Consider the following 14,089-nt stretch of genomic DNA (forward strand, 5'->3'; position numbering starts at 1 on the left):
CCAGGAGGAGACAAGAATGAAACGCGCAACGGCCGCCCTTGCCGGTCTGATGCTGGCGGGTATCGCCGCCTCGTCGGCTTTTGCCAAGGTGCCGCAGTCCGAGGTCGATCGCCTCGGCAAGGATCTGACCCCGCTGGGCGCGGTCAAGGCGGGTAACGCCGATGGCTCGATCCCCGCGTGGGCCGGCGGCATCACCACCCCGCCCGCCGGCTACAAGCCCGGCGGCAAATATGTCGATCCGTTCCCGAACGACCAAGTGAAGTTCGTGATCGACGGCAAGAATGTCGATCAGTACAAGGACAAGCTGGCGGTCGGCGCCGTCGCCATGCTGAAGCTCTATCCGACCGCGAAGCTGAAGGTCTTCGAGACTCGCCGCACCTGCTCGCTGCCGGAACGTGTCTACGAGGCGAACAAGCGCAACGCCGCCACCGCGACCCTGACCGAAGACCAGAACGGCCTCAACGACGCGCTGCTGGGCAACCCGTTCCCGATCCCGACCAATGGTGTCGAGGCGATCTGGAATCACCGCCTGCGCTATCGCGGCTTCAAGTTCCGCCGCTATTTCGCCTCGGCCGCGGTGAACCGTGATGGTTCCTACACGATCTTCAAGAACGAAGACTTCGGCATCCTGCACTACAACGGCCCGGGCCTCGCCACGGTCGGCGATGTCAGCGACATCAAGCAGCTGAACAACATCGGCATTTCCTACATCAACATCACGACCTCGCCCGCCCGCCTTGCCGGCAGCGTCGTCCTCGTGCATGACACGATCAACGCCAAGGACATGCCGCGTCAGGCCTGGGTCTATAACCCCGGCACCCGCCGCGTGCTGCGCGCCCCGGAACTGGCCTACGACAACCCGCTGTACAACACCGACGGCCTGGCCACGACCGACCAGTTCGACATGTATAACGGCGCGACCGACCGCTACAACTTCGAGCTTCTGCCGAAGAAGGAGCTGTACATCGGCTACAACAATTACGCGGTCAATGTGCCCTACAAGGACCTGCTGACCCCGAACACGTTGAACCCCGATTACGGCCGCTATGAACTGCACCGCGTCTGGGTCGTCGATGCCAAGCTGAAGGAAGGCACCCGCCACGTCTTCGGTCGCCGCACCTTCTATCTCGACGAGGACAGCTGGAACATCGCCCAGGTCGACCTCTACGATACCCGCCAGCAGCTGTGGCGCTTCCAGGAAGGCCCGATCTCCAACGCGTATGAGCTGCCGCTGTGCACGTCGGCGGTCGAAGTGACCTACGACCTGCAGTCCGGCCGCTATATCGTCTTCGCCCTGAAGAACGAGGAAAAGCAGTTCAACCTGAACGCCCAGGACGTCGATCCGGCCCAGTTCACGCCGGACGCCATCCGTCGCCTCGGCACGCGCTGAACGATTGACACCACTTTTGGGGGAGGGCGCAGCCTAGGCTGCGCCCTTTTTCGTTGATCGGTCCCGAATTGGGGAAAACGGCCCCTTTCTATCCCGGCGGGCCGGCGCTTCAATCAAGTGACAAACAGTCCGTCGAGAGCCGACACAAGATCGGCCAAGGGAACGACGGCCGTGACCATCGCGAAATGCCGGCAAAACGAAATGCCAGCACAAGGCACCAAGGTGGCACGAGGGAACGGAGGAAGCGGATGTCGGTCTGGGAACGGCCGGGATCACGCCAAAGGGGGGAATAAAAATGAGCATTGCGCCACGACGCGCAACGGTTCGTGCCTGCGCGCCCGCGTCTCGCACGGTCTTCGGTCAATTCGCTCTGCGTCTCGGTACCGCTTCCGCGGTCGCGGCTCTCGTCACCGGGATCGGCGCCACGGCCTATGCCTATGATTTCGACGTCACGGACGAGATCAGCGGCTCCATCATCGTCTCGCTGTCGACCGGGGCGCAGATTCGCATGGCGGATCGCGATCCCCGGAATTACGGCTATTACAACCGTCCCGAAGCCGATCAGGGCACGACCGGCGGCCTGATTTCCGCCGGCAATGACGACGGCAACCTGAACTTCGACAAATACGACGTGATCAGCCAGATCAGCCAGGCCTCCGCCGAGCTGAGCCTGAAGTGGAAGAATTTCTTCCTCTTCACCCGCGGCGTCGCCTTCTACGATTCGATCGCCGCCAACAACGATCTCGCCGACTGGATGCCCGAGCAGCGGCGCTATACCTCGGGCCGTTATCCCGACGGCGCCGACAACAAGGCGGATTGGGACGCCAAGATCCTCGACTATTACATCGGCGGCAATTTCGATGTCTTCGACCGCAATCTGTCGGTGAAGGTCGGCAGCCAGATCCTGAACTGGGGCGAGGCGCTGTTCACCATCAACGGCATCTCGGTCATCAATCCGATCGACGCCAGCAAGATCCGCACCCCCGGCGCCGAGCTGAAGGACGCGCTGATCCCGGTGCCGATGATCTCGGCCAGTTACGAACTGGCCAGCGGCCTCTCGCTCGAAGGCTTCTACCAGCTCGACTTCGAGCCCTATCGGCTCGACGCCTGCGGCAGCTTCTTTTCCTTCACCGACAATTTCTGCGACGGGGTGAAATATTCCTCGAGCTTCACCGACCCGCAGGACAGCCGTTCCTATACCTCGGGCACGGGCATGAACCCGCGGGATTACGACGATCCCAACAGCGTGATGCTGGCCGCGAACGGCCCGATCCAGGTGCTCGACGATCCGGATGTGAACGACTGGGGCCTTGCCCTTCGCTACTTCTCGCCCGAGCTGAACAATACGGAATTCCAGCTCTATTACGTCAACTACACCTCGCGCCTGCCCTCGCTGAGGGCCGAGGCGCCGCAGCAATATGCCGACGGCACCGGCCAGCTCAATCTGGCGGCGCTGCCCGCCCCCCTGGTCGACGACCTGCTCGACAAGGTGGCGCAGGGCCAGCTGGACGCCCTCAGCTCGGCGATTTCGGCGCTGCTCGGCGGGCCGATCACCGATCTCGGCGGGGCGCTGACGGGACCGATCACGTCGCAGCTGGTCGACCCGCCCTATGGCACCGCGCCGCGTTCCGTCGTCCTCGAGAATCTCGAGCGCGGCAATCTCTACATGTATTATCCCGAAGACATCGACATGGTGGGCTTCGCGTTCAACACGACCTATGACCCGCTCGCCGTCGCGATCAATGCGGAAGTCAGCTACAAGCACGACGCGCCGGTGTGGATTTCGGAACCGGCCTTCCTCGCCGGGGTTTACGACGGCGCGGGCGGCGTGCCGATCGACCAGGCGACCAAGGCGCCGACCCCGCTCGGCATCCGCAATCCGGGCATCGCGCCGCTGCTCGACACCGATTTCCAGCAGTTCGACAATGATTTCCGCTCGGGACGCACCCTGAACCTCGACGAGCGTCACGACGTCTGGCAGGCGGCGATCCGCTTCACCCAGATCCGCGGCGGCACGGATTTCATCACCAGCCTGCTCGGTGCCAACCAGCTCTTCGCTCTCGTCGAATTCGGCGCGCTCTACATCGACCTGAACAAGGGCACGCAATATGCGTCCTATGGCCAGAACGGCTTCTCGGGCTTCCGCACCCGCTCGCTGTCGCTCGGTCCGGCCTCGGTCATCGACCCGATCGACGCCACCTCCCTCGGGCCCATGTTCCCGGAAACCGGCAAGGGCCCGACGCGCTGGTCCGGCGGCGTGCAGGGCCTGTTCTTCTGGGACTATCCCGACATCATGAGCGGCGTGACCATGACGCCGTCGATCGGCTTCTCGCACGGTCTGTTCGGCACCACCCCGGCGCCCAATCCGGGCTTCACCAAGTCGGTGACCTCGATGAACTTCGGCCTGAAGTTCGATTATCTGAACAGCTGGGCGCTCAACGTGAATTACTTCAAGAGCTGGGGCGGCGGCGGCGGCCCGGGCGGCGCCCGCAACGCCTATATCGACCGCGACTTCGTCGGTTTCAGCGTTTCCTACATCTTCTGATGGCGGGGCCGGCCGCGGTTTCATGGCGGCCGGCCTTTTCGCGCGGCGGTGTTTCGTTGAATTATCTGTCAGTTCGCGCTAGAAGCCAGAGACCAAAAGAAAAGATCAAGTCTGGGGAGAGCCTGATGTCCGATTCTCGCGTCCTGTTGCGCCGTCTGGTCGCGCCGGCTTTCCTGTTGGCGTCGCTCACGGGCGCGCCGGCCTTCGCGCAGGACAGCGCGGCCGGTGGGGACAATCTCGCGCCTTTCCCGGCGAAGATGGAGCCGATGGCCGCGGACACGCTGATCAATGCCGTGACCCCGGTCGGCGGCAAACTGGTCGCGGTCGGCGCCTGGGGCCATGTGCTGATCTCGGAAGACCAGGGCAAGACCTGGGTCCAGATGCAGACCCCGGTCAACGTCACCCTGACGTCGGTGCGTTTCGTCGATGACAAGCTCGGTTTCGCGACGGGTCATGACGCGGTCATCCTGCGCACGGAAGACGGCGGCAAGACCTGGGCCATCGTGCAATATGATCCGGCGGCGGAAACGCCCCTGTTCGACATTCACATGACCGACGCGCAGAACGGCTTCGCCGTCGGCGCCTATGCCCTGATGATGACCACCAGCGATGGTGGCAAGACCTGGGTGAAGAAGCCGCTCGGCGATCTCGATTTCCATCTGAACGCCATCGCCGCGGCCAAGGACGGCAAGCTCTGGATTTCGGGCGAGGCCGGCCATGTCTTCGTCACCGACGCGGCGCTGAGCCAGATTCAGGATATCGAGACCCCCTATTCGGGTTCGTTCTGGAACGTGCTGCCGCTGTCCGACGGCTCGGTCATCGCCATGGGGCTGCGCGGCAACATCTGGCGCACCACCGATCAGGGCGCGACCTGGACTCAGGCCGCGGTCGATACCATCGCCTCGATCCAGTCGGGCATCGAACTGAAGGACGGGCGCGTGGTCCTCGTCGGCCTCGAGGGCACGGTCCTCGTCTCCGCCGACAAGGGGGCCAGCTTCAAGCCGCTGAAGCGCGGCGAGCGCACGGCCCTGACCGCCGCCCTGCAGCTGGCCGACGGCAATGTCCTGCTGTTCGGTGAAAGCGGCGCCGACGGCAGCCTGTCGCTCGAAGCCCTGACCAACTGATCGGCCGGCCGGGTTCGCGCCCGGCCGCTAGACCCGCCGCATGGTGGCGTGGGTGATCAGCACTGACGCCCCGCCCTCGCCATAGAGCTTGTCGGTCGCCTTCTGCAGCAGACGGGTCAGGCGTGGCACGTCCAGCGATGACTTCATGTCCAGCTGATCGACATAGGGGTCGAGGCAGCGCAGGTAGGAATCCCGGACCAGGGGAATTTCCCGCGCGATCCGTTCGCGCAGCATCGCATCGCCGACATCGAGATTGGCGACCACGGTCATGATCGCCCGGACCTTGCCACGGCGCACGACGCTGAGATTGAATGGCGCCAAGATCACGACGTTGCCGATGACATCGACGCCGTCACGCGCCGCTTCGGCCCGCGCATGGCCACGTGCGATGACGGCGAAGGCGGCACCGAGGGCAAGGGAAAGGACGTGGCGGCGATGAAGGGGGCAGGACATGGCGGCCAGTATGGCGGGCGAAGGTTAACGGCTTCCTTGTGTGTCGCGGCGTTTCTGCCGCTGTCCGGTGCCGCCGCCAGCGAGGTCGGGGCGACCCTGTCCGTCGATCCGGCCCGCCTGCCGCTGCCCTATGCGACGCCCAGTGCCTATAACGCCCCGCGCGAGGTGGATTTGCCGGCGGGGGCCTTGCCGCAGGTGCCGCCCGGTTTTGTCGTCTCGGTCTTCGCGGATGGCTTCGACCATGCACGCGCGCTCGTCGTCGCGCCGGATGGTGCCGTGCTGCTGGCCCAGTCGCGGCCCGGTGTCGTCACCCGCCTCGTCGATGGCGACAAGGATGGCCGAGCCGAGGCACGGGGCGATATCGTCACCGGCCTCGACCTGCCTCATGGCCTTGCTTTCCAGGGCGACCAGCTCTTCGTGGGCGATGCCTATGGCGTCTGGCAGCTCGATTATGCCGGCGGGGCCGGAGGCAAGCCGCGGCGCATCACGGCGGAGGGCGCCTTCGGCGAGACCGGTGGCCACTGGACCCGCAACATCGCCTTTTCGGCCGATGGCGCCGATCTCTTCGTCGCCATCGGCAGCGAGAGCAATATCGCCGAAGAAGCGCCGCCCCGCGCCACCATCCAGCGTTTCGCCGCGCGGGGCGGCGCCGGCACGACCTTCGCCACGGGCCTGCGCAATCCGGTCGGTCTCGCGGTCAATCCGGTGACCGGCGTCCTGTGGACCGTGGTGAACGAGCGCGATGGCCTGGGCGACGAACTGGCGCCCGACTATCTCGCCTCGGTGGTCGAGGGCGGCTTCTACGGCTGGCCCTATGCCTATGTCGGCATTCCCGATCCCCGTTTTGGCGACCGGAGGCCCGATCTTGTCGCCGCCAGCCGGCTGCCCGAAGTCCTGTTCCGCAGCCATTCGGCGCCCCTCGGCCTCGTCTTCTACACCGGCACGGCCTTTCCGCCCGAATATCGGGGCGATGCCTTTATTGCCCTGCACGGCAGCTGGAACGCGGGCAGCCCACGCGGCTACCAGGTGGCGCGGGTCGATTTCGACAAGGGCGTGCCGGTCGCCAATGAATATCAGGTCTTCGTCGACGGTTTCCGCGGCGATACGGGCGAGGGCAAGCGGGCGGAAGTCTGGGGCCGGCCGGCGGGACTCGCCGTCGCCGCCGACGGCGCCCTTCTGGTCGCCGACGACGTCGCCAACGTCATCTGGCGCATCGCTTACGAGGGCAAGCCATGACGCCGTGGAAGCGCCTTGCCCGGCGCACGGTCTACGAGCGCCGGCCCTGGCTCGCGGTCCATGTCGACCGGCTGGAATTGCCCGGCGGCCGCATCGTCGAGGAATTCCACCAGGTCGAGGTCGCGCCCTATGTGATCGTCCTCGCCGAGACCCCGGCGGGCGAACTCGTGATGATGGAGCAATATCGCCATGGCGTCGGCGGCCTGTGCCTGTCGCTGCCCGGCGGCATGATCGACCCGGGCGAGGAGCCGGAGGTCGCCGCCCGCCGCGAGCTGCTGGAAGAAACCGGCTACCGCGCCGAGCACTTCCGCCTGGTGCAGACCTATGTCGCCATGGCCAACATGGGCGGCTGCACCGCCCATCTGTTCCACGCCGCCAACGCCGTGCCGGTGACGGCGCCCGATTCCGGCGATCTCGAGGAAGCGGAACTCCTCACCCTGTCGCGGGGGGACGTCCGGGCGGCGATCCAGGCCGGGCGCCTGCCCATCGCCAACATCCTGATGGCCGCCGGCCTGTGGCTGGCCGGGTTCTGAGACCCGTCACTTCATGAAGACGTGATTGCCGATCCGTACCGTCTTGTCGAGGTTCTTCGCCCAGCGCGGTTTCTTGCGGTACTGGAGAACGGAGTAGAAGGAATGGGCGCCGCCGGTCGGGTCCTTCACCGTGTCGGTCAGGACCGCTTCGGCCATGATGGCGGCGTTCTGCCAGCGCTGGGTGGTGCCGATCACGGTCGCGACATCCTTGCGGGCGACCTTGCGGGTCCAGCCGAACTGGCTCTTCTCATAGACGACGTCGCAGATGGTGGTGCCCGGCGGCCGGTCGTCCAGCCGGTTCAGGACGACATGGCCGACAGCGGCCAGGCCCTCGGCGCCTTCACCGCCCGCCTCATAGAACATGGCGGCGATCAGGCAGGCGCGGTCGTCGGAGGCGACGGCGGGGGCAAGCGTTGGCGGGGGCGGGACTTCGGCCACCACGGCGACGGGCGGCACATGGGCGGCGTCAGGCGCGGCGACGCAGCCGGCGACCGCCATGGCGGCGGCGATGATGACGATATGGCGCATTCCGGCCCTCCCTGTCGGCTTTACTGACAGGGAGGGGGGAGGGACGTCAACTGCTCAAAGCTTGGAGACGTCGCGGACGGCGCCCCGGGCGGCGCTGGTCACCATGGCGGCATAGGCCTTCAGCGCGGGCGTGACCTTGCGGGCGCGGGGGGCGGCCGGCTTCCAGGCGGCCGTGCCCTTCGCGTCCATGGCGGCGCGGCGGGCGGCCATCACCTCGTCCGACACGTCGACCCGGATGATCCGGTTCGGAATGTCGATGACGATGGTGTCGTCTTCCTCGATCAGGCCGATGGCGCCGCCTTCCGCCGCTTCCGGGCTGGCGTGGCCGATGGACAGGCCCGAGGTCCCGCCCGAGAAGCGGCCGTCGGTCAGCAGGGCGCAGGCCTTGCCGAGGCCCTTCGACTTCAGGAAGGTGGTCGGGTAGAGCATTTCCTGCATCCCCGGGCCACCGCGCGGGCCTTCATAGCGCACGATGACGACATCGCCCGCCTTCACCCTGTCGCCGAGAATGCCTTCGACCGCCGCGTCCTGGCTCTCGAAGATGCGGGCCGGGCCGGAGAAGGTCAGGATCGAGGCATCGACGCCCGCCGTCTTCACGATGCAGCCGTCGAGCGCGATGTTGCCATAGAGCACGGCAAGGCCGCCGTCCTTGGAGAAGGCATGGCCGACGTCGCGGATGACACCCGCCTCGCGGTCGAGATCGAGGTCGGGGAAGCGTTTGTCCTGGCTGAAGGCGACCTGGGTCGGCACGCCGCCGGGCGCCGCGCTGAACAGGGTGAGCACGTCTTCGGACGGCTGGCGCTTCACGTCCCATTTGTCGAGCGCCTTGCCGAGGCTGGAGGCATGGACGGTGCCGACGTCGCGGTGGATGAGGCCGCCGCGATCGAGTTCGCCCAGGATGCCCATGATGCCGCCGGCGCGGTGCACGTCCTCGATATGGACGTCCTGCTTGGCCGGGGCGACCTTGCAGATGTTGGGCACCTTGCGCGACAGGCGGTCGATGTCGAGCATGGTGAAATCGACCTCGGCTTCCTGCGCCGCGGCGAGGAGATGCAGCACGGTATTGGTCGAGCCGCCCATGGCGATGTCGAGGGTCATGGCGTTCTCGAACGCCTTGAAGGTCGCGATGGAGCGTGGCAGCACACGCTCGTCCTCGCCCTCGTAATAGGAGCGGGCGAGATCGACCACCAGCCGGCCGGCCCAGAGGAACAGCTCGCGCCGGTCGGCGTGGGTGGCGACGATGGTGCCGTTGCCGGGCAGCGACAGGCCGAGCGCCTCGGTCAGGCAGTTCATCGAATTGGCGGTGAACATGCCCGAGCAGGAGCCGCAGGTCGGGCAGGCCGAACGTTCCATCTCGAGGGACTCGGCGTCGGACACGGTGGGGTCGGCACCGGCGATCATGGCGTCGATCAGGTCGACCGCCAGCTCCTTGCCCTTCCACTTCACCTTGCCGGCCTCCATCGGCCCGCCCGAGACGAAGATGGTCGGGATGTTCAGGCGCATGGCGGCCATCAACATGCCCGGCGTGATCTTGTCGCAGTTGGAGATGCAGACGAGGGCGTCGGCGCAATGGGCGTTGACCATGTATTCGACCGAATCCGCGATGATGTCGCGCGACGGCAGGCTGTAGAGCATACCGTCGTGGCCCATGGCGATGCCGTCGTCGACCGCGATCGTGTTGAATTCCTTGGCGATGCCGCCGGCCTTCTCGACTTCCCGGGCGACCAGCTGGCCGAGGTCCTGCAGATGGACATGGCCCGGCACGAACTGGGTGAAGGAATTGGCGATGGCGATGATCGGCTTGCCGAAGTCCTTTTCCTTCACGCCGGTGGCCCGCCACAGGGCGCGGGCGCCGGCCATGTTGCGGCCGTGGGTCGAAGTCTGGGAGCGATAGGCGGGCATGGTGATCCCCTGGCGTATTTCTGTCGGTCGGAATGCAACACTTGGGCGCCTCGCGCAAGCGCGATCACCGAATTCCCGCCTTCTGCCCGTGTCGGGTCTCGACAGACGGTCAAAGCTGCCCTGTCATGAGGGGGTGATGCGCATGAGGGAGATTGCGGTGGAACATGAAGTCCCCCCGGACCCGCGCGACCTCGACCTCGAGGCGAGGATCGGGCGCCTCGCCCTGTGGCCGCTGGGCAGCGAGGATGGGCGCACGGTCACGCTGGGCGATGCCGTCGCCGCGCGCGGCGACGAGGTCGGCGCCATCTGCAGGCGCATCCTGCGTACCGACGGCGGCACGGCGGAGCTGGCCAATATCCTGCGCGGCGTCAGCCTCGACGGCGAGGCCTGCCCCGATCCCGAGGGGATCGCGCTGGCCATCCTGTCGTCCGTGCGCAACGGGCGCAGCGGCTACGAACGCCCGGCCAACCGGCTGGCGCTGGCGCTGATCCTCATTCCGGGGGCGATCGCGGGCCTCGGGCTCGCGGGGGGCGTCAGCCCCTATCTGCTGCTGCTGGTCGGCGCCGGCTGGATCGCCGGCTGGAGACTGCTGCGGCGGGTTTGATCCCCGCCGCGCGTGTCAGATCTTCTTGCCGAAGTACCTCATGCTCATGAGGAAGGCGAAGGCGAGGAACAGGAAACCTTCGACATAGGCGAGCTGATCGGTCGACTTGGCGGCCAGAAACACGCCGAACAGGGCGATCAGCAGGAAGGCGAGACCCATCAGCACCGGGGCGATCAGGCCGCCCCGGCCCTCGACGGCGTCGAGGTCGCTGGGGAGGGTGACATGGGAGAGGCTCATGCTGGAACTCCGGAAAATGATGGCCGGATGATAGCGGGCGGCGCGCGCCATGCCGTGATCTGGATCAAGTCCAGTTCACGGCGCGTCCATCAGCGCAGCCAGACCACCGGCCCACCGTCGTTGGCCGGGCTTTCCGCCTCGATCAGGGCCGCGCGGCCGGTCCAGGCGCCGTCGTCGCCGGGGCGATAGCCGGCCGGCCACAGGCGCCGCGCCGCGATCTCGCCGACCAGGATGTCGATCAGCGGCAGCGCGGTTTCGACCCCGGCGGCGTCGCGCAGCACCAGCACGGCCCCTGCCGGCCCTCCTTCCGCGGTCGCCCGCGCTTCGATCCCGGCCACGGTCAGGCCGGCGGCGCCGTCGGCGGGCGCGGGCAGGCGGGGATCGAACGGCCGGGCCTTGGGCGCGGTCAGCCAGGCCAGGGGCTCGCCCGTGCCCGCCAGCCCACCCGACCGTTCCAGCCGCGCCGCGGTCTGCTGCCGCTGACGCTCGAAACTGTTCAGCAGGCGGCGCTCCAGACCGCCGCCAGCCGGGGCGAGGGAGAGGCCGGCGCCGGTCACGTCGTACCAGACGCCGGTGAAATAGTTGGCCTCCTCATCGCTGCGCCAGCGGGTCGCCAGCAGCCGGCAACCGGGCGCGCCGTCAAGGCGGGGGGCGAAGATATCGGGGCCGAATTCGGCGATATCAAGGGTGGTCGCGGGCCGGGCGAAGGCGTCGCCGGGGCCGGCGAGCGTGACCTGCCAGGCCGAGACTCCGAGGCCGTTGGAGATGGATCTCAGCCGCGCCATCACGATGTCCCCCCGGCCGTCGCCGTCGACATCGCCGGTGAAGGCGCGGAAGTCGCCGGGGCCATACATGCCCGAAACCTGCGCCGGGCGGGCGGAAACCGTGCCGTCCTTGGCCTGCAGGTAGTCGATGGCATCGCCGTCGCCGTTCAGGCAGCCGCACAGGGCGGCCTCGCCGAGTCTCGTGCAGGCGGCGCTGTTCGGCGCGCAGAAGGCAGGCGACGCCGTTGGCGGCGTCGGCGTGGCCGCCGACTCGATACGGCAGGCGGCGACGGCTTCACCCCCCGCCAGCGCGAGGGCCAGAGCCAGAAAAACCAACGCCTTCATCAATTTCCCCCGAAGTGGCGCGACCAGTTTAGCCGCAGCAGCCGGAAAGGCGGTGATCCGCCTCACAACGGCGATTTGTCGCAAGCCGACTCCGCGCCTCGCGTTCCGGACGTGATCTGGATCAAGGCGGCTGATCACGCCTATGCCCAAATTCCGTCAAAGTTCGCAAGGTCGCCAATGAGGGGCAAGACCATGACCATATCAACTGCGTTGTCACCGGGCCGTGTGCCCGACGCACCCGTCGCCTACCGCGACGACGTCGTGCGCTGGTTCATGATCGCGGCCGTGTTCTGGGCCGTCGTCGGGATGCTCGTCGGCGTCATCATCGCCGCCCAGCTCACCTATCCCGCGCTGAACCTCGGCCTGCCGTGGACCAGCTTCGGGCGGCTGCGGCCGGTCCACACCTCGGGCGTCATCTTCGCCTTCGGCGGCTCGATGCTGATCGGCACCTCCTTCTACATCGTGCAGCGCACCTGCAAGGCACGGCTGTTCGGCGGCTTCGCCCCCGAATTCGTGTTCTGGGGCTACCAGGCCTTCATCGTGATGGCCGCGCTGTCCTATGTGCTGGGCGGGTCCCAGTCGAAGGAATATGCCGAACCCGAATGGTACCTCGACATCTGGCTGGCCGTCGTCTGGGTGACCTATCTCGTCGTCTTCGTCGGGACGATCATGAAGCGCAAGGAGCCGCACATCTATGTGTCGCTCTGGTACTTCCTCGCCTTCATCATCACGATCGCCGTGCTTCACATCGTGAACAACCTGGCGATCCCGGTCTCGTTCTTCGGCTCGAAGAGCTACTCGCTCTTCTCGGGCGTGCAGGACGCGATGACCCAGTGGTGGTACGGCCATAACGCGGTGGGCTTCTTCCTGACCGCCGGCTTCCTCGGCATGATGTACTATTTCGTGCCGAAGCAGGCCGAGCGGCCGATCTGGTCCTATCGCCTGTCGATCGTCTCGTTCTGGTCGCTGATCTTCGTCTACATCTGGGCCGGTCCGCACCACCTGCACTACACGGCGCTGCCCGACTGGGTGCAGACCCTGGGCATGACCTTCTCGATCATCCTGTGGATGCCGAGCTGGGCCTCGATGGTGAACGGCGTCATGACCGTCTCGGGTCGCTGGGACCGTCTGCGCACCGACCCCATCCTGCGCTTCATGATCGTCGCCGTCGCCTTCTACGGCATGTCGACCTTCGAAGGCCCGCTGATGTCGATCCGCGCGGTGAACGGCCTGTCGCACTACACCGACTGGACCGTCGGCCACGTGCACTCGGGCGCCCTCGGCTGGAACGCCTTCATTTCCTTCGGCGCGCTCTACTACCTGTTCCCCAAGCTGTGGGGCCGCAAGGCGATCTACAGCCAGTCGGCGATCCGCCTGCACTTCTGGCTCGGCACGATCGGCATCGTCCTCTACATCACCTCGATGTGGGCGTCGGGCATCATGCAGGGTCTGATGTGGCGTGCCTACGACAGCCTCGGCTTCCTGCAGTACAGCTTCGTCGAGACGGTCGCCGCCATGCATCCCTACTACGCGATCCGGACTGTCGGCGGCCTGTGCTTCCTGTCGGGCGTGCTGATCATGGCCTGGAACCTGTGGAAGACGGCGACGGCGGGTGAACCTGTCGAAGCCCAGCCCGCGACGCCTGCCCTGCAGCCGGCCGAGTGAGGAGCAAGACCATGGCAAACATCTATTCGATCCATGACGCCCTGCAGAAGCACTCCATCAAGCTGATGGTCGGCATCGTCGCGGCGGTTTCGGTCGGCGGTCTCGTCGAGATCGCCCCCCTGTTCCTGATCGAGAACACCATCGAGAAGGTGGAAGGGATGCGTCCCTACACCCCGCTGGAACTCGCCGGGCGCAACATCTACATCCGCGAGGGCTGCTACCTGTGCCACAGCCAGCAGATCCGTCCGTTCCGTGACGAGGTCGACCGCTATGGCCACTACAGCCTCGCCGCGGAGTCGATGTACGATCATCCGTTCCAGTGGGGCTCCAAGCGCACGGGTCCGGACCTTGCCCGCGTCGGCAACAAATATTCCGACGACTGGCAGGTCCGCCACCTGATCCACCCGCAGAGCGTGGTGCCTGAATCGGTCATGCCGTCCTATGCCTTCCTGGCGACGACCCCGATCAGTGGCGACGAGATCGCGGAACACCTGAAGACCCTGCGCCTGACCGGCGTGCCCTATACCGACGATCAGATCGCCAATGCGGCGGCCGACTTCGCGGCGCAGGGCAATGTCGATGGCGCCGGGGCGGAATTCGATGCCCGCTGGCCCAAGGCCGCTTCGCGCGACTTCGACGGCAACCCCGAACAGCTGACCGAGATGGACGCGCTCGTCGCCTATCTCCAGATGCTCGGCACGCTGGTCGATTTCCCGAAGATCGTGCCTGACGCCGACTTCAACCGCTAAGACCGGGGAGAAAC

Annotated in this window: 13 protein-coding genes; 8 read left to right on the top strand and 5 right to left on the bottom strand. The window is 66.4% G+C overall.

Translation table 11 applies throughout. The annotated features are described in order from the left end of the window. Positions 1-16: 16 nt before the first annotated feature. The 3 genes from DKG74_RS08955 to DKG74_RS08965 all read left to right on the top strand — a co-directional run bounded on the left by DKG74_RS08955 (position 17) and on the right by DKG74_RS08965 (position 5,059). Complete coding sequence (locus DKG74_RS08955; protein WP_109904866.1) at positions 17-1,390, top strand: DUF1329 domain-containing protein; 1,374 nt, start codon at positions 17-19, stop codon at positions 1,388-1,390. Positions 1,391-1,685: 295 nt separating this feature from the next. Then, the gene (locus DKG74_RS08960) at positions 1,686-3,935 is read left to right on the top strand and encodes a DUF1302 domain-containing protein (RefSeq protein WP_109904868.1); all 2,250 of its coding nucleotides are present in this window, start codon (positions 1,686-1,688) and stop codon (positions 3,933-3,935) included. A 125-nt stretch (positions 3,936-4,060) separates the two neighbouring features. After that, positions 4,061-5,059 (top strand): WD40/YVTN/BNR-like repeat-containing protein, encoded by a 999-nt coding sequence (locus DKG74_RS08965; protein WP_165837606.1) that lies wholly within the window; start codon positions 4,061-4,063, stop codon positions 5,057-5,059. 27 nt (positions 5,060-5,086) lie between these two features. On the opposite strand, the gene DKG74_RS08970 is transcribed toward DKG74_RS08965, so the two are convergent. After that, on the bottom strand, positions 5,087-5,512 hold the full coding sequence (locus tag DKG74_RS08970; protein WP_109904872.1) for a hypothetical protein: 426 nt from the start codon (positions 5,510-5,512) through the stop codon (positions 5,087-5,089). A gap of 36 nt (positions 5,513-5,548) precedes the next feature. Between DKG74_RS08970 and DKG74_RS08975 the strand changes: the two genes are divergently transcribed. Next, positions 5,549-6,748, top strand: a complete 1,200-nt coding sequence (locus tag DKG74_RS08975) for a PQQ-dependent sugar dehydrogenase (RefSeq protein ID WP_243404074.1) — start codon at positions 5,549-5,551, stop codon at positions 6,746-6,748. Beyond that, on the top strand, positions 6,745-7,281 hold the full coding sequence (locus tag DKG74_RS08980; protein ID WP_109904876.1) for an NUDIX hydrolase: 537 nt from the start codon (positions 6,745-6,747) through the stop codon (positions 7,279-7,281). Before DKG74_RS08975 ends, DKG74_RS08980 begins: the two co-directional genes overlap by 4 nt. Positions 7,282-7,287: 6 nt before the next feature. Here DKG74_RS08980 and DKG74_RS08985 read toward each other — a convergent pair whose 3' ends face one another. Together DKG74_RS08985 and ilvD are read right to left on the bottom strand one after the other, a co-directional pair. Then, positions 7,288-7,809: a cell wall hydrolase gene (locus DKG74_RS08985; RefSeq protein ID WP_109904878.1), complete on the bottom strand. Its 522-nt coding sequence runs from the start codon at positions 7,807-7,809 to the stop codon at positions 7,288-7,290. 54 nt (positions 7,810-7,863) lie between these two features. After that, positions 7,864-9,711: a dihydroxy-acid dehydratase gene (gene ilvD, locus DKG74_RS08990; protein WP_109904880.1), complete on the bottom strand. Its 1,848-nt coding sequence runs from the start codon at positions 9,709-9,711 to the stop codon at positions 7,864-7,866. 142 nt (positions 9,712-9,853) lie between these two features. Here ilvD and DKG74_RS08995 point away from each other — a divergent pair, with 142 nt between their 5' ends. After that, positions 9,854-10,315 carry a hypothetical protein gene (locus DKG74_RS08995; protein WP_133251549.1) on the top strand — a complete coding sequence of 154 codons (462 nt, stop codon included), beginning with the start codon at positions 9,854-9,856 and terminating at the stop codon, positions 10,313-10,315. Positions 10,316-10,330: 15 nt separating this feature from the next. On the opposite strand, the gene DKG74_RS09000 is transcribed toward DKG74_RS08995, so the two are convergent. Both DKG74_RS09000 and DKG74_RS09005 read right to left on the bottom strand, forming a co-directional pair. Continuing rightward, on the bottom strand, positions 10,331-10,552 hold the full coding sequence (locus DKG74_RS09000; protein WP_133251550.1) for a hypothetical protein: 222 nt from the start codon (positions 10,550-10,552) through the stop codon (positions 10,331-10,333). Positions 10,553-10,641: 89 nt separating this feature from the next. Beyond that, positions 10,642-11,661, bottom strand: coding sequence for a hypothetical protein (locus DKG74_RS09005; protein ID WP_109904886.1), 1,020 nt, complete (start codon positions 11,659-11,661; stop codon positions 10,642-10,644). Positions 11,662-11,853: 192 nt separating this feature from the next. Here DKG74_RS09005 and ccoN point away from each other — a divergent pair, with 192 nt between their 5' ends. Then, positions 11,854-13,326: a cytochrome-c oxidase, cbb3-type subunit I gene (ccoN, locus tag DKG74_RS09010; RefSeq protein WP_243404075.1), complete on the top strand. Its 1,473-nt coding sequence runs from the start codon at positions 11,854-11,856 to the stop codon at positions 13,324-13,326. Between the two features lie 11 nt (positions 13,327-13,337). Then, the gene (gene ccoO / locus DKG74_RS09015) at positions 13,338-14,075 is read left to right on the top strand and encodes a cytochrome-c oxidase, cbb3-type subunit II (protein ID WP_109904890.1); all 738 of its coding nucleotides are present in this window, start codon (positions 13,338-13,340) and stop codon (positions 14,073-14,075) included. Positions 14,076-14,089 lie beyond the last annotated feature (14 nt).

Origin of the sequence: Zavarzinia aquatilis, assembly GCF_003173035.1 — a bacterium.
Classification (GTDB): Bacteria; Pseudomonadota; Alphaproteobacteria; order Zavarziniales; family Zavarziniaceae; genus Zavarzinia; species Zavarzinia aquatilis.